The following is a 17,417-nucleotide window of genomic DNA, read 5'->3' on the forward strand; positions in this document are numbered from 1 at the left end:
GCTAACGGCGTTCGACCACACCCGGCCGGCGGGTCAATAGGCGCTCGCCGGACCGTCGTGGGTCAGCAATTGCTGGAACTGATCCGCAGACACGGCGTGGGAGATCAGGAATCCTTGGACCTGAGTGCAGTCGATTTTACGCAACAGCGCAAGTTCTTGCGCGGTTTCTACACCTTCAGCCACCACGATCAAACCCAGCTGGCGTCCCAAGCTGACGATGCTGGTGAGCGCCTGGGCCAGTTCCTCGTTGGCGTTGCAGCCTTGCACCAGTGCACGGTCAATTTTCAACTCGGTGAAAGGCGCCGACACCAGGTTCATGTACGAGCTGTAGCCTTTGCCGAAATCATCTTGGGACAAGCCAAAGCCCTTGATGCGCAAGCGACAGGCCCCAGCGTAGAAGTTGCTGATGTCATCCGGTACCGAGCACTCCATCAGCTCGAAACAGATGCGCGCGGGCAAGCCCTGGTGTTCCAGCACGAACGCCTGGATGCGGTCGGGCAGGTCGTGGCTGTTGAGCAGGTGAGTGGGCAAGTTGATCGATACCGGGATGTCGTAGCCTTGTTGGCGCCACGTGGCTTGGGCGGCCATCGCCTGTTTCAGCACGCACCACAACAGGCGTTCCTCCAGGTTGCAGGCAATCAATGCCGGCAGGAACACACCGGGCAATAACAGCCCATGCTCGGGGTGGGCCCAGCGCACCAAGGCTTCGGCCGCGACGATGCGGCCATTGCTCAGGGCCTTCTTGGGCTGGAACCAGGCTTGCAGGTCACCATTGACCAGGGCGTTCATCAGGCTTTGGCAATCAATACCCGGCTGGATCTCTGCCGGTGCGACCTGACGCAGCGCTTGCAACTGATCGGTCAGGCAGCGCAAAGCGGCGGCATTCACCGGCTTGGAGATCAGCCCGATCACCTTCACTTGCAGGTTGCTCGCCACCAGGCTCGCACCCATCAGCATGCGCCGCGACGCGGCGCTCATAATTGCCAGCGCCGGACGTGACGGTTGCGCAGCGAGGCCCTGGATAAATTGCACGCCGTCCATGCCCGGCATCAGCAGGTCGGTGAGCACCAGGTCGAAATCACGTTGTTTCAGGCAGGCCAGTGCTTCTTCACCGTCCCTGGCGCACACCAGGTCGAAATCGCCCAACTCGCTGAACAGGTTCTGCAAATACAGGTGCTGAAAGGGATGGTCTTCGACAATCAAAATGCTACAGGGCTTCATGGGTGGCTCGTTCGTAGGGAGCCAGGACAGTGGACAAGGCTCGCAGCGTAAAGGGTTTGACCAGGCAGTGATTCATGCCGGCCGCCAGGCACAAGGCCTCTTCTCCGCGCAGGGCGTTGGCGGTGGCGCCGATGATCGGGGTGGTACAGCCCAGCCGCCGGAGTGCTTCGGCCAGTTCGTAGCCGTTGAGCCTAGGCATGTTGACGTCGGTGAGGACGACGTCAAAGGTGCCTTCGTGCCAGCGTGCCAAGGCGTCTTCTCCATCACCGGCCAGTTCCACGCTGCACCCGAGTTCTTCAAGCTGGTCGCGCAGGATCAACTGGTTGATGACGTTGTCTTCGGCCACCAGGATGTGCAGGTGCAAGGGGCGCAGGTCGCGCGCTTCGCAGCGCGTCTGGGGTGGCACGACTTGGCCGTTCTGGGCATGGCGAACCGCTTGTTGGATCGCGTCCAGGTCGTTCAGGTTGACCTGCCAGCCATCGCCGTTGAACTGCGGTTCGTGGGCTCCGTCATTGCTGGCCAGTACCCGTGGCCCCTGCCAGGGCAAGTCGAGGCGGCGTTCCATGAGTTCAAGCAATACACAGTGCCCCGCCAACTGCGTGCTGGTCGGCAGACCGACCTGCGCGCGCGCGCCCCAGCGGCGCAGCCAGCCGCAGAGACTGTCGGCCAGTTCGCGGATCGGCGACAGTACATACACGATCTCCGGCGCCAGTGCCTGCAAGCTCTGCGGCGCGTTGCCGGAAGGTTGCTCCAGTGGCACGGTCAGTGAAAAGCTGCTGCCTAGTCCCGGTTCGCTGACCATGCGTAGTGTGCCGTTCATCAAGTGGGTCAGGCGCAGACAGATTGGCAGGCCCAGGCCGGTGCCGGCGATCACATGGGAGTTGCCTTCGCTTTGGTAGAACGGTTCAAAGATGAACGCCTGGTCGGCAGGGGCGATGCCTTTGCCGGTGTCGGAAATTTGCCATTGCAGGCACACCCGTTCGCCTTCGCGGCCGAGCTTTTTGACCCGCAGCACCACGCGGCCGGAGTCGGTGAACTTGACGGCGTTGCTCAGCAGGTTGTTGAGGATCTGGCGCACGCGGCTGGCGTCGCCGATCAAGCGCCGGGGCAGTTGCGGGTCGAGGCAGGCATACAGCTGCAAGCCTTTGCTGTGTGCCGCTGCCGCATAGCCTTGCACCACTTCCTGTACCAGGGTCGGCACACAGAACTCGCTTAATTCCAGGGCCAGTTGTCCGGCTTCGATTTTCGACACGTCGAGCACGTCGCAGATCAGTTGCAGCAGCGTCGCAGACGATCCTTCGATGGCGTGCAGGTAGCTTTTCTGCTGGGCATCCAGGCGGGTGCGGGCGAGCAGTTCGAGGGTGCCGAGTACGCCGTACAGGGGCGTGCGGATTTCATGGCTCATGGTGGCCAGGAACAGTGTCTTCGCTTCGTTGGCTGCGTCGGCGGACTGGCGTGCCTGTTCCAGCGCCGCTTCGATCTGCGTGCGCGCGCTGATATCGCTGAAGGCGCAGAGCAACACGTCTTCGCCTTTGTAGCGGGTGGGCGCGCAGCTCAGGTACAGATGGCGGCCTTCGGCGGCTTCGAAGTAGTCGGTGAGGGACGGTGCGTCGGGGTCGAACGCTTGACGGATCCAGCCGGGACCGAGTTGTGCGCCACGTTCGCCGAGCCATTGTTGGGCAAGGGTGTTTTTCAGTACCTCTGCGCCATCGGTGCGACGTAGCACGCACAGCGCTACGGGGGCCGTCTGGATCACGTCGCGGCTGAACAGCTCGCTTTCCACCAGCGCCTGGATGCGGTGGATCGCCGGGGTGATGAAGCGGTGTTCCAAGCGGCGGGTCAGCAGGCACACCAGGCTGATGGTCAGCAGGCAGAACAGCAGGGCGCCGAGCATCTGCGGCCAGAGTGCCCACAGGACCGCGCGCAGGTCGATGGAGTAGGTGAGCTGCCAGTCCGAAGACTTCAGTTGCTTGCGCAGCACAATTTGCTCGGGCAGCCAGCCATCGCCGACAAAGCCGAAGAAGTCCTGCTGGCGCAGGTGCGGCAGATTTTGTCCTGGTGGTGGTCTATGGCTGTTGGTGAATAGCGGCATACCCTGGGTATTGAACATGGTGAAGTCGCCAGCGCTGTGGTCACTCAAGGCGTTAGAGACTTCACGGTCGTCCATTTCCAGGCCGAGCCAGCCGGAGTTCAGGTCGCGCTCATCCAGGCGAATAAAGATGTACAGCTGTGAGTGACCGTCCGTGGCATGGGTCAGCCAGAGTTCCTGCAGGGTTTTCTGCTGCTTGAGGGCGTGCAATTGCTCAAGCATGGCCGCGGGAAAATCCGCAGCCACGGGCGTCGCATCGTATAGCCGCAGCACCTGGGCATCCGTGCTGACATACAGCAGGTTGAGCTGCTTGGACTTCAAGAAGGCACGCATGCGTTCGGTCAGCCAGATACTCCATTGTTTGCCTGGGGTGTTTCCCAGCAACAGGCGGATCTCTTCATCGGAGACCGGCAGGTCCAGTTTGGCATTGCGTGTCGCCGACAGGCTGAGGCTTTCCAGCACGGCTTCACGGGTGGTGAAAAACGTATGCGCCTCGGCAATGGCGCTGCTCATGTAGCTGCGCCGCTGGGAGATCTCATTGTTGAAGGTGAATAGCAGGAAGCTGTACACACCGCCCAAGATGCCCACCAACAGTACCAACGCAAAAATGCGCAACAGGCGACGCGCGGCATTGGGCGTGGATAGTACGGGGCTGATCTGGTGCAGGTAGCTCTTTAATCTCATCCCGGCACTCTAGGGGTGGCCGAGCGCAGGAAAAATCAGACGATCCTTAGAACACCGCCACTCATCCGCCAGATACCAAGCAAGCTAATAATTCCATTTGACATTCGCTGCCTAAGCAGTAACATCTTGTCATACATTCACTGCCTAGGCAGTAATAAGGTGACTTCCGATGCCCCACTTCACCCCTGACAGCTTTCGCAACTGCCACCTCGGCCTTCTCCTGGGCCGGGCGGCGCTGCTCAAGGACCGCATTATCGACACCCATATGGAGCCGCACGGCGTGACAGCCGCGCAGTTCAAGGTGTTGATCATCATCGCCCAGTTCGACGTGGATACCCCGGCGGAGCTGTGCCGCAACCTGTCCCTGGACAGCGGTTCCATGACCCGCATGCTCGACCGCCTGGAGCAGAAAGGCTTGCTCGCGCGCCAGCGTTCCGAGCAGGACCGGCGCCAGGTGCGGTTGGTGCTTACGGAAGACGGCAAGCGCCTGGCGGACATGCTGCCGTACATCGGCGCCCAGTCGATGAACGAATTGGCGGGTGCCCTGGAGCCCGGCGAGTTGCAGACCCTGGAGCGCATCCTCAAGAAAATTCTGGTAGCTGCCGGTGACGCCATCGTCATCCAGCGGGTAGGTAATCAATGAACACACGCGCCTTATGCCTGGTGCTCGTGGCCATGAGCATGGCCGGTTGCGCCAACTACAGCGGCCTCGACACCCAAGGCAAACGCCTCGACGCCAGCACCTTGCAAGCCGGTAAGTCCCTCAGCGGCATGACCCTGTCGAGCGCCGCCTGGCCCACCGCTGACTGGTGGAAAAACCTCGGCGACCCACAGCTGGACGGCCTGATCCAGGAAGCCCTGCAGAACAGCCCCGACATGCAAGTCGCCAGCGCCCGTGCCCATCAGGCCGAAGCGGCCGCTTACGCCGCCAATGCCGAGCGCATGCCGACTCTCGACGCCAGCGCGGGTGTGAGCCGCTCACGCCTGGCCAAGGATCAGGACCCGCGGGGGCAGGGCGATGCCTACTCGACCGTGCGCAACATCGGCGCCAGCTTCAACTACAACTTCGACCTCTGGGGTGGCCAGCGCGCTGCCTGGGAAGCCGCGTTGGGCGAGGCGCGCGCCGCCCAGGTCGATCAGCAGGCGGCGCGCCTGACCTTGGCCGCCAACGTCGCCAAGGCTTACAGCGACCTGGGCCAAGCGCACATCGTGCGCGACCTGGCCAACGACGACCTCAAGCGCACCCGGCAGATGCTTGACCTGAGCAAACGCCGCCTGGACTCGGGCATCGACAGCCACTACCAGTACCAACAGACCGAAAGCCTGGAAGCCAGCTCCCAGTCGCAACTGATTGATGCGGAAAAACAACTGCAGAGCGCGAAAATCGCCCTGGCGGTGCTGCTCGGCAAAGGCCCGGACCGTGGCAATGAGCTGGCCCGTCCCCACGTGCTGAAACCCAGCGCGGTCGCCGTGCCTTCAGTGCTGCCGGCTGAACTGCTGGGTCGTCGCCCGGACTTGATTGCTGCGCGCTGGCGTGTCGAGGCGGCGGGCAAAAGCATTGATGCGAGCAAGACCCGCTTCTACCCCAACCTCAACCTGAGCGCGAGCGCCGGGGCCGAGTCGTTGCTGGGTGACGCGATGTTTGGTTCGGCCAGCCGCTTCTTCAATATCGCACCAACAATCTCGCTGCCGATCTTCGACGGCGGCCGCCTGCGCGCCGATCTGGATGCGCGCGACGCCGACTATGACCTGGCCGTGGCGCAGTACAACAAGACCCTGGTGCAAGCCCTGGGCGATATCGGCAACACCCTTTCACAACTGCGCGACACCGGCCGGCAGATCCAGGCCCAGCAACATGCCGCTGACATTGCCCAGCAGTCCTACGACACCGGCGTGCAGCGTTATAGCGCCGGGATCGGTAACTACTTGGACGTGCTCAGCATCGAGCAGCAATTGCTGCAGGCCCAGCGCCAGCTGGCGACCCTGAATGCCGCGCAGATCGATCTGTCGATTCAACTGATGCAGGCCCTGGGCGGTGGCTACAGCGCCGACAACGTGGCAGCGACCACCCCAGCCACACGCACGGAATAATTTGAGGTATTTGTCATGGCCACTGCCGAAAACATCAACGCAACCGAACAACCTAAAGACAACAACCCACGCAAACGCAAAGTGATGCTGATCGGCCTGGCGCTGATCGTCATCCTGGCGGTGGTGGGCGTGTGGGGCTGGTATGAGCTCTACGGCCGCTTCAACGAAAGCACCGACGACGCCTACGTGAACGGCAACGTGGTGGAAATCACCCCGCTGGTCACCGGCACCGTGGTCAGCATTGGCGCCGACGATGGCGACCTGGTCCATGAGGGTCAGGTGCTGGTCAACTTTGACCCGAACGATGCCGCCGTCGGCCTGCAAAGTGCCCAGGCCAACCTGGCGCGCACCGTGCGCCAGGTGCGTGGCTTGTACAGCAACGTCGACGGCATGAAAGCTCAGGTCAATGCGCAGAAAGCCGACGTGCAAACCGCCCAGGACAACTTCAACCGACGTAAAGCCCTGGCCCAGGGCGGGGCGATTTCCCAGGAAGAACTGTCCCACGCCCGTGACAGCCTGACGGCGGCGAAAAACGCACTGACCAACCTTGAGCAGCAACTCAAAACCACCAATGCCTTGGTGGATGACACCGTGATCTCGTCCCACCCCGACGTGCAAGCCGCCGCCGCACAATTGCGCCAGGCCTACCTGACCAATGCGCGCAGTACCCTGATCGCACCGGTCACCGGCTATGTGGCCAAGCGCACCGTGCAACTGGGCCAACGCGTGCAACCGGGCACCGCATTGATGGCGGTGATCCCGCTGAATCAGCTGTGGATCGATGCCAACTTCAAGGAAACGCAACTGCGCGACATGCGTATCGGGCAGCCGGTGGACATTGAGTCGGACATTTACGGCAGCGACGTGAAATTCAGCGGCACCATCGACAGCCTGGGCGCCGGTACCGGTAGCGCGTTTGCCCTGCTGCCGGCGCAGAACGCCACGGGTAACTGGATCAAGATCGTGCAACGGGTGCCGGTGCGCATCCATATCAACGCCGATGAGCTGGCCAAGCATCCGCTGCGCGTGGGCTTGAGCACCCTGGTCAATGTCGACCTGCACGACCAGAGCGGCCCGGTACTGGCGCAACAGGCGCCGCAGAAAGCCTCGTTCACCACCAACGTGTATGACCGCCAACTCGCTGAAGCTGACGCCATGATCAACCAGTTGATCCATGACAACAGCCTCGCCGCGCCTAAGGCTGTGCAACGCTGATGAGCAATAACGCCTCCTTCACGCCACCCAGCCTGTTGATGGCCACCATTGGCCTGTCGCTGGCGACCTTTATGCAGGTGCTCGACACCACCATCGCCAACGTGGCGTTGCCGACCATTTCCGGCAACCTCGGCGTGAGTTCGGAGCAGGGCACCTGGGTGATCACTTCGTTTGCGGTGAGCAACGCGATTGCCCTGCCGCTGACCGGCTGGTTGAGCCGCCGCTTTGGCGAGGTGAAGCTGTTCTTGTGGGCGACCCTGCTGTTTGTGCTGGCGTCGTTTCTCTGCGGTATTTCTACGTCGATGCCCGAACTGATCGCCTTCCGGGTCATACAAGGCCTGGTGGCCGGGCCGTTGTACCCGATGACCCAGACCCTGCTGATCGCGGTCTACCCGCCGGCGAGGCGCGGCATGGCCCTGGCGTTATTGGCGATGGTCACGGTGGTGGCGCCCATTGCAGGGCCGATCCTCGGCGGTTGGATCACCGACAGCTACAGCTGGCCGTGGATCTTCTTCATTAACGTCCCCATCGGCATTTTTGCCGTGATGGTGGTGCGTTCACAGTTGAAGAAGCGTCCGGTCGAAACCAGTTACCAGCCGATGGACTACGTTGGGTTGCTGAGCCTGATTGTCGGTGTCGGCGCCTTGCAGATCATCCTCGACAAGGGCAATGACCTGGATTGGTTCGAATCCAACTTCATCATCATTGGCGCGGCGATTTCGGTGATTGCGCTGGCGGTATTCGTCATCTGGGAAATGACCGACAAACACCCGGTGGTGAATCTGCGGCTGTTTGCCTACCGTAATTTCCGTATCGGCACCATTGTGTTGATTCTGGGCTACGCGGGTTTCTTCGGTATCAACCTGATCCTGCCGCAATGGCTGCAGACCCAGATGGGCTACACCGCCACCTGGGCGGGGCTGGCGGTAGCGCCCATCGGCATCCTGCCGGTCTTGATGTCGCCGTTTGTCGGCAAGTACGCGCACAAGTTCGACCTGCGCCTGCTGGCGGGGCTGGCGTTCCTGGCGATCGGCTTGAGTTGCTTCATGCGCGCAGGCTTCACCAATGAAGTGGACTTCCAGCACATCGCCCTGGTGCAGCTGTTCATGGGTATCGGCGTGGCGCTGTTCTTTATGCCGACCCTGAGCATCTTGATGTCCGACCTGCCGCCGCACCAGATTGCCGACGGCGCTGGCCTGGCAACCTTCCTGCGGACCCTGGGCGGTAGTTTTGCGGCGTCGCTGACCACCTGGATCTGGATTCGCCGTGCAGACCAGCACCATGCGTACATGAGCGAAAACATGACCACCTACGACTCGGCCACCCGCGATGCCCTGCAGGCACTGGGTGGGGCAGGGCAGAAGGCCTACACGCAGCTGGACCAGATTCTCACCAGCCAGGCGTACATGATGTCCACCGTGGACTACTTCACGTTGCTGGGGTGGATGTTCATGGGGTTGATGCTGCTGGTGTGGCTGGCCAAGCCGCCGTTTGGCGCGAAGGCCGGGCCGGAAGCTTCCGGGCACTGATCACAGGATGTAAGCGGTCAAAAATGTGGGAGCGGGCTTGCTCGCGAAGGCAGTGTGCCAGTCAACTCATGTATCGACTGAGTCACCGCCTTCGCGAGCAAGCCCGCTCCCACATTCAGATCTCGATCTACAGGGAGTCAGGGGGGAGGTCATGCGCCAGGCAACGCCAATTGCGGGTTCACAAAATCAAACGCCGCCAACTGAAACCCTTGCTCATCCACCTGCAACGCCCAGCCCTGCTTGTCCCAATCCCCCAGCACAATGCGCTTGGCCGCCTGATCGCCAATCTGCAACTTGTGAATGGCGGGGCGGTGCGTATGGCCGTGGACCAGGGTGCGCACGGCAAACTGCTGCATCACCCGTGGCACTTCCTCGGGGGTAACATCAACGATGTCGTTGGCCTTCATGCGGGTCTGCGCGCGGCTTTCACTGCGCAGCTTGCGTGCCAGTTTATGGCGCGTGCTCAGGGGCAGGTGCTGCAGGATAAACAGCACAATCGGGTTGCGCAGGATGCGTCGCAGCTTCATATAGCCGACGTCGCGGGTGCAGAGGCTGTCGCCATGCATCAACAGCACGGGCTCGCCATGGAGTTGCACGACACTCGGGTCCTTGAGCAAGGTGGCACCTGCTGCTTTGCAGAACGCCTTGCCGATCAGGAAGTCGCGGTTGCCGTGCATGATGAAAATCGGGGTGCCGCTGTCGCTCAGTTCGCGCAGGGCTGCGCAAATCGAGCGCTGAAAGGGCGTCATCCCATCGTCGCCAATCCAGGCTTCAAAGAAGTCCCCCAGAATGTACAACGCCTGGGCGCCACGGGCGCGGGTGTGGAGCAGATCCAGAAACGCCCGGGTGATATCCGGACGCTCCTCTTCCAGATGCAAATCTGAAATCAGCAATATCACCCAACGATCTCGGCTTTCTCGACGATAACGTCTTCTACCGGAACGTCCTGGTGACCGGCTTTACCGGTGGTCTGCACGCCTTTGATCTTGTCGACGACGTCCTGGCCTTCGGTCACTTTACCGAATACCGCGTAGCCCCAGCCCTGTACGTTCTTGCCGCTGTGGTTGAGGAAGGCGTTGTCGGCGACGTTGATGAAGAACTGCGCGGAGGCCGAATGCGGCTCCATGGTACGGGCCATGGCGACGGTGTACTTGTCGTTGGAAAGGCCGTTGTCCGCTTCGTTCTGGATGCTTGGACGCTTGTCTTTCTTTTCTTTCATGCCAGGCTCGAAACCGCCGCCCTGGATCATGAAGTTGCCGATGACACGGTGGAAAACGGTGTTTTCGTAGTGGCCGGCGTTCACGTACTCGATGAAGTTGGCGACGGTGATCGGCGCTTTCTCGGCGTTCAGCTCGATGACGATGTCACCGTGGTTGGTGGTCAGTTTGACTTGAGTCATGTTCACTACTCTTTTCAGGGAATTCGTGGGTTTGGGTGCCTGGGCACCACGACCGGTATGGCGAAACTGCGGCCAAGGCGCGCAGTTTAGCGTGCCCTGCAGGAATTTCGAGGTGGTTTTTTACCGCCGATGCAATAAATGCAGCAGTTTTCGGCCTCGCTCTGTCAGGTACTTGACAGCATCAGCTATGATATCGCCTTTGTTTTGTCGGCCTAGCCCGGCCACGTACTCGTCTGTTCAAGGATCCTATGAGCAAGCCCACTGTCGACCCTACCTCGAATTCCAAGGCCGGACCTGCCGTCCCGGTCAATTTCCTGCGCCCGATCATCCAGGCGGACCTGGATTCGGGCAAGCACACGCAGATCGTCACCCGCTTCCCGCCAGAGCCCAACGGTTACCTGCACATTGGTCACGCCAAGTCGATCTGTGTGAACTTCGGCCTGGCCCAGGAGTTCGGTGGCGTCACGCACCTGCGTTTCGACGATACCAACCCGGCCAAGGAAGACCAGGAATACATCGACGCCATCGAAAGCGACATCAAGTGGCTGGGCTTCGAATGGTCCGGTGAAGTGCGCTATGCCTCCAAGTATTTCGACCAGTTGTTCGACTGGGCCGTCGAGCTGATCAAGGCCGGCAAGGCCTACGTTGACGACCTGACCCCGGAGCAGGCCAAGGAATACCGTGGCACCTTGACCGAGCCGGGCAAGAACAGCCCGTTCCGCGACCGCTCGGTGGAAGAGAACCTGGACTGGTTCGCCCGCATGCGCGCCGGTGAGTTCCCGGACGGCGCCCGCGTACTGCGTGCCAAGATCGACATGGCCTCGCCGAACATGAACCTGCGCGACCCGATCATGTACCGCATCCGCCACGCCCATCACCACCAGACCGGTGACAAGTGGTGCATCTATCCGAACTACGACTTCACCCACGGTCAGTCGGATGCCATCGAAGGCATCACCCACTCCATCTGCACCCTGGAGTTCGAAAGCCACCGTCCGCTGTATGAATGGTTCCTCGACAGCCTGCCGGTACCGGCGCACCCGCGCCAGTACGAGTTCAGCCGCTTGAACCTGAACTACACCATCACCAGCAAGCGCAAGCTCAAGCAACTGGTGGATGAAAAGCACGTACACGGTTGGGATGATCCGCGCATGTCCACGCTGTCGGGTTTCCGTCGCCGTGGCTACACACCTGCTTCGATCCGCAACTTCTGCGACATGGTCGGCACCAACCGTTCCGACGGCGTGGTCGACTTCGGCATGCTCGAATTCAGCATCCGCCAGGACCTCGATGCCAACGCTCCGCGCGCCATGTGCGTGCTGCGTCCGTTGAAGGTGGTGATCACCAACTACCCGGAAGACAAAGTCGACCACCTCGAACTGCCGCGTCATCCGCAGAAAGAAGAGCTCGGCGTGCGCAAGCTGCCGTTCGCCCGCGAAATCTACATCGACCGCGATGACTTCATGGAAGAGCCGCCAAAGGGCTACAAGCGCCTGGAGCCGAACGGCGAAGTGCGCTTGCGCGGCAGCTACGTGATCCGCGCCGACGAAGCGATCAAGGACGCCGATGGCAACATCGTCGAACTGCGTTGCTCCTACGACCCGGACACCCTGGGCAAGAACCCTGAAGGCCGCAAGGTCAAGGGCGTGATCCACTGGGTGCCGGCGGCGGCCAGCATCGAGTGTGAAGTGCGCCTGTACGATCGCCTGTTTCGCTCGCCGAACCCTGAAAAGGCTGAAGACAGCGCCAGCTTCCTCGACAACATCAACCCTGACTCCCTGCAAGTACTGACGGGTTGTCGTGCCGAGCCATCTTTGGCCGACGCACAGCCGGAAGATCGTTTCCAGTTCGAGCGCGAAGGTTACTTCTGCGCGGATATCAAGGACTCGAAACCCGGTCAGCCGGTATTCAACCGTACCGTGACCTTGCGTGATTCGTGGGGCCAGTGATGCAGCCGTGAGCGGCTTTGCATAGAGAGAAAAGGAAGCATCGTGCTAACGATCTACAACACGCTGAGCAAAACCAAAGAAGTCTTCAAGCCGCTGGATGGCAACAAGGTGCGCATGTATGTGTGCGGCATGACCGTGTACGACTATTGCCACATCGGCCACGGCCGCAGCATGGTTGCCTTCGACCTGGTGACCCGCTGGTTGCGGTTCAGCGGCTATGACTTGACCTATGTGCGCAACATCACCGACATCGACGACAAGATCATCAATCGCGCCAACGAAAACGGCGAGTCGTTCGACGCGCTGACCGAGCGCATGATTGCTGCGATGCACGAGGACGAGGCCCGCCTCAACATCCTCAAGCCGGACATGGAACCGCGTGCCACCGATCACATCCCTGGCATGCACGCGATGATCCAGACCCTGATCGACAAGGGTTACGCCTACGCCCCAGGCAACGGCGACGTGTACTACCGCGTCGCCAAGTTCATGGGCTACGGCAAGCTGTCGCGCAAGAAAATCGAAGACCTGCGTATCGGCGCACGCATCGAAGTCGACGAAGCCAAGCAAGACCCGCTCGACTTCGTGCTGTGGAAAGCCACCAAGCCGGGCGAACCGAGCTGGGAATCGCCATGGGGCGCGGGCCGTCCGGGTTGGCACATCGAATGCTCGGTGATGTCCACCTGCTGCCTGGGCGACACCTTCGACATTCATGGCGGCGGCAGCGACCTCGAGTTCCCGCACCACGAAAACGAAATCGCCCAAAGCGAAGCCGCCACCGGCAAGACCTACGCCAACGCCTGGATGCACTGCGGCATGATCCGCATCAATGGCGAGAAGATGTCCAAGTCCTTGAACAACTTCTTCACCATCCGCGACGTGCTGGAAAAGTACCACCCGGAAGTGGTGCGTTACCTGCTGGTGTCCAGCCACTACCGCAGCGCCATTAACTACTCGGAAGACAACCTCAAGGACGCCAAAGGCGCCCTGGAGCGTTTCTACCATGCGTTGAAAGGCCTGCCCGCCGTTGCCCCGGCTGGCGGCGAAGCGTTCGTGGCACGGTTTACCGAAGTCATGAACGACGACTTCGGCACCCCCGAAGCCTGCGCGGTGCTGTTCGAAATGGTGCGCGAGATCAACCGCCTGCGCGAGAGCGATCTTGATGCAGCGGCGGGCCTGGCGGCACGCTTGAAAGAGCTGGCCAGCGTGCTGGGCGTGTTGCAGATGGAAGCCGATGACTTCCTGCAAGCCGGCGCTGAAGGGCGTGTGGATGCGGCGCAAGTGGATGCGTTGATCCAGGCGCGTTTGGCTGCGCGCACCAACAAAGACTGGGCCGAGTCCGACCGTATCCGTGACCAATTGACCGCGATGGGTGTGGTGTTGGAAGACGGCAAGGGTGGGACGACATGGCGGTTGGCTGATCAGGCTTGATCGGTAAACGCTAAATGAAAAACGCCCCGACTGGTTCGGGGCGTTTTTTTGCACACCGTTTAACGGCTCACTCGATCTACTGTGGGCGCTGGCTTGCCTGCGATGACGGACTGTCAGTCACCGGAAATGTTGACTGACCTGCTGCAATCGCAGGCAAGCCAGCTCCCACATTTTTTACCGTGCGCACTTTGCGAACTCTTCGGTTTCAGATTTATGTGTGAGTCGAATGGTCTTTGAGGCTTAGTGTTTTATCCACCATTAGCTGGATCCCCTCCAGCATCCGACACATTCCCAAGGCCACGCTGCGAGGATTGCCGTCGATCTCAAAAGCCAAATGACTGCTGTCGGAAATTTCCTTGCTTCGCTTACTCGCCTGAAGTTTGCAATACCTGTGCTAGGTAGGGGGGCCTTGTACTGACTTTATAGGCGTTACTCGTTGCGTCGTTATAGATCGTCTCGTGGTACTTACCGTCCTTGAAATGCAAAGCGACGCCATCGTCGACCGCGTACGCGGGTTGTATCCCCTCAAGCTGAACAAGCTCGACAAACGAGGTTTCCCTTCCTGCTTCTGAGCTGAAATGCGGACACAGCGCTCCAGGCAGCAATCCCAGGCCCTGAACCAGCGCAAACGCTCCCCCTGAGTCGGAATGCCCATGCTCGAACCAGCAAATGGCGCCTGCACTGACACCGCATAGGACTTTGCCGTTTTCCCAGGCCTTCTTCAGATGGTCCACGACAGCAAATTCGTGCCAGACCGCCAACATGGCGCGGGTATTTCCGCCTGGTACGTAAATGATGTCGGCTTGCTCAAAGAGTGATGAAACATGATTGGCGTTGGGGAAGGGTGAAATAAAAAATGCCAGCGAGGTTACGCGACAGCCAGCGCTTTCATATTTGGCGGTGAAATCGGAAATCTTGATTCGGTCATCGCCATTGGCGGTGGAGATATAGAGCACGCTAGGGTGCGTTTTGCCTGATGACGCGACGATGTGTTTATCGATACGCGTCATGCGGGTCATGTCTTCGGTGGACTCGCCGCCAATGACAATAATGTGTTGAGTCATCCTGAACTCCAGTCCCTATTGCGCGGCGCGAGCGCCTGCCCTCACTTGATATTGGCTCTGAACAAAACCATTGTCCGACACGTAGGTTCCGACGTGGTGCAGCGCATGCTCACTGCCAAGCTGGTTGAACAGTGGAATACCTTGCCCCAGCACAACCGGGATACGCGTAATGATCAGCTCATTGACCAGGCCTGCTTCAAGAAACGTCTGAATCGTCTGGCCGCCGTCGATATAGACGTGCTTCATACCGCGTTCGGCTAGCGTTGCCATGAGTGAGGTGACGTCTCCCGCCATGACCTCCAACTTGCCCTCCAGATGCGCAGGGATCCGCAGAGGCTGATGGGAGAGCGCAATGACCGGCGTACCCTCATAGGGCCACTCGGGAAAAGACAGCACTTTCTCCAGGGTTTTGCGCCCCATCACCAGCGCATCCACCGTGGCGATAAAGCTTTCATAGGTCACGCCGCTCAACTCGCTGGCTTCATACTCGGGTCGATGCAACCAGTCGATATCACCGTCCGGACGGGCAATGAAGCCGTCGACGCTCGCTGCGATGAAGACTGAGCATTTGATATCCATGGCGGAAACTCCTTTTAGTGCGCTTGGACGCTAATGTTAATTTAATCCCCGCGTGCAACAACCGGGCGTCTAAGAAGCAGCCCTGACACCCCTTTCTGCAGTGCGAGGATGTATGCGAAGTTGGTTGATCCGTTACCGTTACGCAATCATTTTCGGGATGTGCTTCGGCGTTTTCCGTACGTCCCTGGCTGACTGGAACCCCATTCCTTCTGGCTCCATGCGCCCGACCTTGCTGGAGGGCGATGTGGTGCTGGTGAACCGGGTGGCGTATGACCTCAAGGTGCCGCTCACGGACATTTCCCTGGCCAGGCTCGATAACCCTCAGCGCGGTGACGTGGTGACGTTCTCGTCGCCCAAGGATGGCATGCGCCTGATCAAGCGCATTGTCGGCATTCCCGGTGACACCCTGGAAATGAAAGATGAAGTGTTGTGGGTCAACGGCGTGCCTGCTACCTACAGTGATGCGCAAGACATCAGCGAACCGATTGTTCCCGGCCATACGGTGCCGGGGATCAAGCTGAATGAGTGGGTGGCCAACCGTCAGCGCACGGTGCAGTTCATGCCGACGGTGCGCGCGTTGCGTGATTTCGGGCCGGTGGTGGTGCCGGCCGAAAGCTATTTCATGCTGGGGGACAACCGCGATAACAGCGATGACTCGCGGTACATCGGCTTCGTGCCACGTCGGCTTCTGATCGGGCGCGCACATCATGTGCTGGCCTCTGCGGACATCCTGGATCATTGGATGCCACGCCTGAACAGATTTGGTGCAAAGATCCTGTAATGACGAGCGCATCGATTGCCACCCGATGCATCGCTAGGTGCTGACAAGCCGGCTCCTTCCGTTGGGTGTGTTGCGCAGGCCCCATGAATCCGGACACTTACTTTTGAGTGAGCCCATTACCTTTTCGTGCGTTCTTGTGGCCTGTTCGTCCCGTTCCTATCCTGGGTTTTCTTTTAACCAGGAGTAGGTTCCATGAGCTTTGATCTCGGACTAACAGGCCTTCGCGCGCTGGTCACCGGTGGCACCAAAGGTATCGGTGCGGCCGTGGTTGCCGTGTTGCAGGCGCAGGGCGCCCAGGTGGTTTCGGTCGCGCGTTCGGCGGTGGTTTCGCCACCCGAGGGTGTGCATTTCATCGCCGCCGACCTGGGCACTGCCGCCGGTTGCACCAGCGCTACCCAGGCGGTGAAGGAGCAATTTGGCGGCGTGGATATCATCGTCAATGTACTCGGCGGTTCGAGTGCGCCGGGCGGTGGTTTTGCGGTGCTCGATGATGAGCAATGGGCGAATGCGCTCAACCAGAACCTGATGGCGGCGGTGCGCGTGGATCGGGCGCTGTTGCCGGGCATGGTCGAGCGTGGGGCAGGTGTGATCATTCATGTCACGTCGATCCAGCGGGAGTTGCCGTTGCCGGAATCGACCACGGCGTATGCCGCTGCAAAGGCAGCGTTGGCGACGTACAGCAAGAGCCTGTCGAAAGAAGTGACGCCCAAGGGCGTTCGGGTCGTGCGGGTTTCGCCGGGTTGGGTGGAGACGGATGCGGCGGTCGCGCTGGCAGAGCGTCTGGCGGACGAAGCCGGAACCGATTACGCAGGTGGCAAGCAGATCATCATGCAGGCGCTGGGTGGCATACCCTTGGGGCGGCCTGCCAAGCCTGAGGAAGTGGCTGATTTGATCGCTTTCCTGGTCTCGCCCCGCGCCGCGTCGATCAGCGGTACCGAGTACGTGATCGACGGCGGCACCGTGCCCACGGTCTAGCGTGTCGTTTTGGCGGCCTGCCATTTGAGCAGGCCATCCAGCACCGGGCACAGGCTCTGGCCCCACTCGGTCATGCGGTACTCCACTTTGGGCGGCACCACCGGGTAGACCGTGCGCTGCACCAGACCATCGGCTTCGAGCTGGCGCAATTGTTGAGCGAGCATCTTCTGTGAGATATCCGGGATCAGCCGTTCAAGGTCGGAATAACGCTGCACCTGGCCGCCGAACAGGTGAAACAGGATGATCAGCTTCCAGCGCCCGCCGAGCCAGGCGAGGGTGGTTTCGACATCGGCTGCGGCGGTGGCGGGGGTGTAGGTTTTGCTCATCGCATACGTCCTTGGGGCATTTCGGAAAATGCGCATTTATTTTGACGCCCGCCTGATCCTGGCTTTAGATGGTCGCCACGACCC

The 17,417-nt window shown here is 60.5% G+C and carries 15 protein-coding genes and 1 pseudogene; 8 read left to right on the forward strand and 8 right to left on the reverse strand.

Annotated elements, in window-relative coordinates:
- Positions 1–33: 33 nt before the first annotated feature.
- Both pvrR and AB4O08_RS23600 read right to left on the reverse strand, forming a co-directional pair.
- Positions 34–1,221: a response regulator cyclic di-GMP phosphodiesterase PvrR gene (gene pvrR / locus AB4O08_RS23595; protein WP_010209487.1), complete on the reverse strand. Its 1,188-nt coding sequence runs from the start codon at positions 1,219–1,221 to the stop codon at positions 34–36.
- Positions 1,208–3,994: an ATP-binding protein gene (locus AB4O08_RS23600; protein WP_460114388.1), complete on the reverse strand. Its 2,787-nt coding sequence runs from the start codon at positions 3,992–3,994 to the stop codon at positions 1,208–1,210. Before AB4O08_RS23600 ends, pvrR begins: the two co-directional genes overlap by 14 nt.
- Positions 3,995–4,163: 169 nt before the next feature.
- On the opposite strand from AB4O08_RS23600, the gene AB4O08_RS23605 reads away from it, so the two are divergent.
- The 4 genes from AB4O08_RS23605 to AB4O08_RS23620 are packed head-to-tail and all read left to right on the forward strand — an operon-like array spanning position 4,164 to position 8,829.
- Positions 4,164–4,637, forward strand: coding sequence for a MarR family winged helix-turn-helix transcriptional regulator (locus AB4O08_RS23605; RefSeq protein WP_010209489.1), 474 nt, complete (start codon positions 4,164–4,166; stop codon positions 4,635–4,637).
- Positions 4,634–6,085, forward strand: coding sequence for an efflux transporter outer membrane subunit (locus tag AB4O08_RS23610; protein ID WP_069672532.1), 1,452 nt, complete (start codon positions 4,634–4,636; stop codon positions 6,083–6,085). Before AB4O08_RS23605 ends, AB4O08_RS23610 begins: the two co-directional genes overlap by 4 nt.
- Before the next feature lie 15 nt (positions 6,086–6,100).
- Positions 6,101–7,300 (forward strand): HlyD family secretion protein, encoded by a 1,200-nt coding sequence (locus AB4O08_RS23615; RefSeq protein ID WP_460114389.1) that lies wholly within the window; start codon positions 6,101–6,103, stop codon positions 7,298–7,300.
- On the forward strand, positions 7,300–8,829 hold the full coding sequence (locus AB4O08_RS23620) for a DHA2 family efflux MFS transporter permease subunit (protein ID WP_010209494.1): 1,530 nt from the start codon (positions 7,300–7,302) through the stop codon (positions 8,827–8,829). Before AB4O08_RS23615 ends, AB4O08_RS23620 begins: the two co-directional genes overlap by 1 nt.
- 149 nt (positions 8,830–8,978) lie before the next feature.
- Here AB4O08_RS23620 and lpxH read toward each other — a convergent pair whose 3' ends face one another.
- Both lpxH and AB4O08_RS23630 read right to left on the reverse strand, forming a co-directional pair.
- Complete coding sequence (lpxH, locus tag AB4O08_RS23625; protein ID WP_044287373.1) at positions 8,979–9,728, reverse strand: UDP-2,3-diacylglucosamine diphosphatase; 750 nt, start codon at positions 9,726–9,728, stop codon at positions 8,979–8,981.
- The gene (locus AB4O08_RS23630) at positions 9,725–10,228 is read right to left on the reverse strand and encodes a peptidylprolyl isomerase (protein WP_010209496.1); all 504 of its coding nucleotides are present in this window, start codon (positions 10,226–10,228) and stop codon (positions 9,725–9,727) included. Before AB4O08_RS23630 ends, lpxH begins: the two co-directional genes overlap by 4 nt.
- Before the next feature lie 248 nt (positions 10,229–10,476).
- Between AB4O08_RS23630 and AB4O08_RS23635 the strand changes: the two genes are divergently transcribed.
- Together AB4O08_RS23635 and cysS are read left to right on the forward strand one after the other, a co-directional pair.
- On the forward strand, positions 10,477–12,177 hold the full coding sequence (locus tag AB4O08_RS23635; protein ID WP_010209497.1) for a glutamine--tRNA ligase/YqeY domain fusion protein: 1,701 nt from the start codon (positions 10,477–10,479) through the stop codon (positions 12,175–12,177).
- 42 nt (positions 12,178–12,219) lie between these two features.
- Positions 12,220–13,608 carry a cysteine--tRNA ligase gene (cysS, locus tag AB4O08_RS23640; RefSeq protein WP_010209498.1) on the forward strand — a complete coding sequence of 463 codons (1,389 nt, stop codon included), beginning with the start codon at positions 12,220–12,222 and terminating at the stop codon, positions 13,606–13,608.
- 211 nt (positions 13,609–13,819) lie between these two features.
- On the opposite strand, the pseudogene AB4O08_RS23645 reads toward cysS, so the two are convergent.
- The 3 genes and pseudogenes from AB4O08_RS23645 to AB4O08_RS23655 form a co-directional block, all read right to left on the reverse strand.
- A pseudogene (locus AB4O08_RS23645) lies at positions 13,820–13,951 on the reverse strand (DUF6124 family protein); the annotation flags it as partial.
- Between the two features lie 22 nt (positions 13,952–13,973).
- Positions 13,974–14,672: a Type 1 glutamine amidotransferase-like domain-containing protein gene (locus AB4O08_RS23650; RefSeq protein WP_044287369.1), complete on the reverse strand. Its 699-nt coding sequence runs from the start codon at positions 14,670–14,672 to the stop codon at positions 13,974–13,976.
- A 15-nt stretch (positions 14,673–14,687) separates the two neighbouring features.
- Positions 14,688–15,251, reverse strand: coding sequence for a dihydrofolate reductase family protein (locus AB4O08_RS23655; protein WP_042572126.1), 564 nt, complete (start codon positions 15,249–15,251; stop codon positions 14,688–14,690).
- Between the two features lie 112 nt (positions 15,252–15,363).
- Between AB4O08_RS23655 and lepB the strand changes: the two genes are divergently transcribed.
- A complete protein-coding gene (gene lepB, locus AB4O08_RS23660) occupies positions 15,364–16,032 on the forward strand; it encodes a signal peptidase I (protein WP_460114390.1) in 669 nt (222 codons plus the stop codon).
- A gap of 192 nt (positions 16,033–16,224) precedes the next feature.
- Complete coding sequence (locus AB4O08_RS23665) at positions 16,225–17,007, forward strand: SDR family oxidoreductase (protein ID WP_042572127.1); 783 nt, start codon at positions 16,225–16,227, stop codon at positions 17,005–17,007.
- Here the strand turns inward: AB4O08_RS23665 and AB4O08_RS23670 are convergent.
- A complete protein-coding gene (locus AB4O08_RS23670; RefSeq protein WP_010209504.1) occupies positions 17,004–17,333 on the reverse strand; it encodes a winged helix-turn-helix transcriptional regulator in 330 nt (109 codons plus the stop codon). The two genes, AB4O08_RS23665 and AB4O08_RS23670, sit on opposite strands and share 4 nt — an antisense overlap.
- Between the last annotated feature and the right edge of the window lie 84 nt (positions 17,334–17,417).

This window comes from Pseudomonas sp. H3_E07 (genome assembly GCF_054668895.1).

Excerpts from the sequence above, each read along its gene's own strand:
- AB4O08_RS23630 (WP_010209496.1), bottom strand. The coding sequence starts at position 10,228 with ATGACTCAAGTCAAACTGACCACCAACCACGGTGACATCGTCATCGAG.
- AB4O08_RS23615 (WP_460114389.1), top strand. The coding sequence starts at position 6,101 with ATGGCCACTGCCGAAAACATCAACGCAACCGAACAACCTAAAGACAAC.
- AB4O08_RS23620 (WP_010209494.1), top strand. The coding sequence starts at position 7,300 with ATGAGCAATAACGCCTCCTTCACGCCACCCAGCCTGTTGATGGCCACC.
- AB4O08_RS23605 (WP_010209489.1), top strand. The coding sequence starts at position 4,164 with ATGCCCCACTTCACCCCTGACAGCTTTCGCAACTGCCACCTCGGCCTT.
- lepB (WP_460114390.1), top strand. The coding sequence starts at position 15,364 with ATGCGAAGTTGGTTGATCCGTTACCGTTACGCAATCATTTTCGGGATG.
- AB4O08_RS23670 (WP_010209504.1), bottom strand. The coding sequence starts at position 17,333 with ATGAGCAAAACCTACACCCCCGCCACCGCCGCAGCCGATGTCGAAACC.
- AB4O08_RS23665 (WP_042572127.1), top strand. The coding sequence starts at position 16,225 with ATGAGCTTTGATCTCGGACTAACAGGCCTTCGCGCGCTGGTCACCGGT.
- AB4O08_RS23610 (WP_069672532.1), top strand. The coding sequence starts at position 4,634 with ATGAACACACGCGCCTTATGCCTGGTGCTCGTGGCCATGAGCATGGCC.
- AB4O08_RS23655 (WP_042572126.1), bottom strand. The coding sequence starts at position 15,251 with ATGGATATCAAATGCTCAGTCTTCATCGCAGCGAGCGTCGACGGCTTC.
- AB4O08_RS23635 (WP_010209497.1), top strand. The coding sequence starts at position 10,477 with ATGAGCAAGCCCACTGTCGACCCTACCTCGAATTCCAAGGCCGGACCT.
- AB4O08_RS23650 (WP_044287369.1), bottom strand. The coding sequence starts at position 14,672 with ATGACTCAACACATTATTGTCATTGGCGGCGAGTCCACCGAAGACATG.
- AB4O08_RS23600 (WP_460114388.1), bottom strand. The coding sequence starts at position 3,994 with ATGAGATTAAAGAGCTACCTGCACCAGATCAGCCCCGTACTATCCACG.
- pvrR (WP_010209487.1), bottom strand. The coding sequence starts at position 1,221 with ATGAAGCCCTGTAGCATTTTGATTGTCGAAGACCATCCCTTTCAGCAC.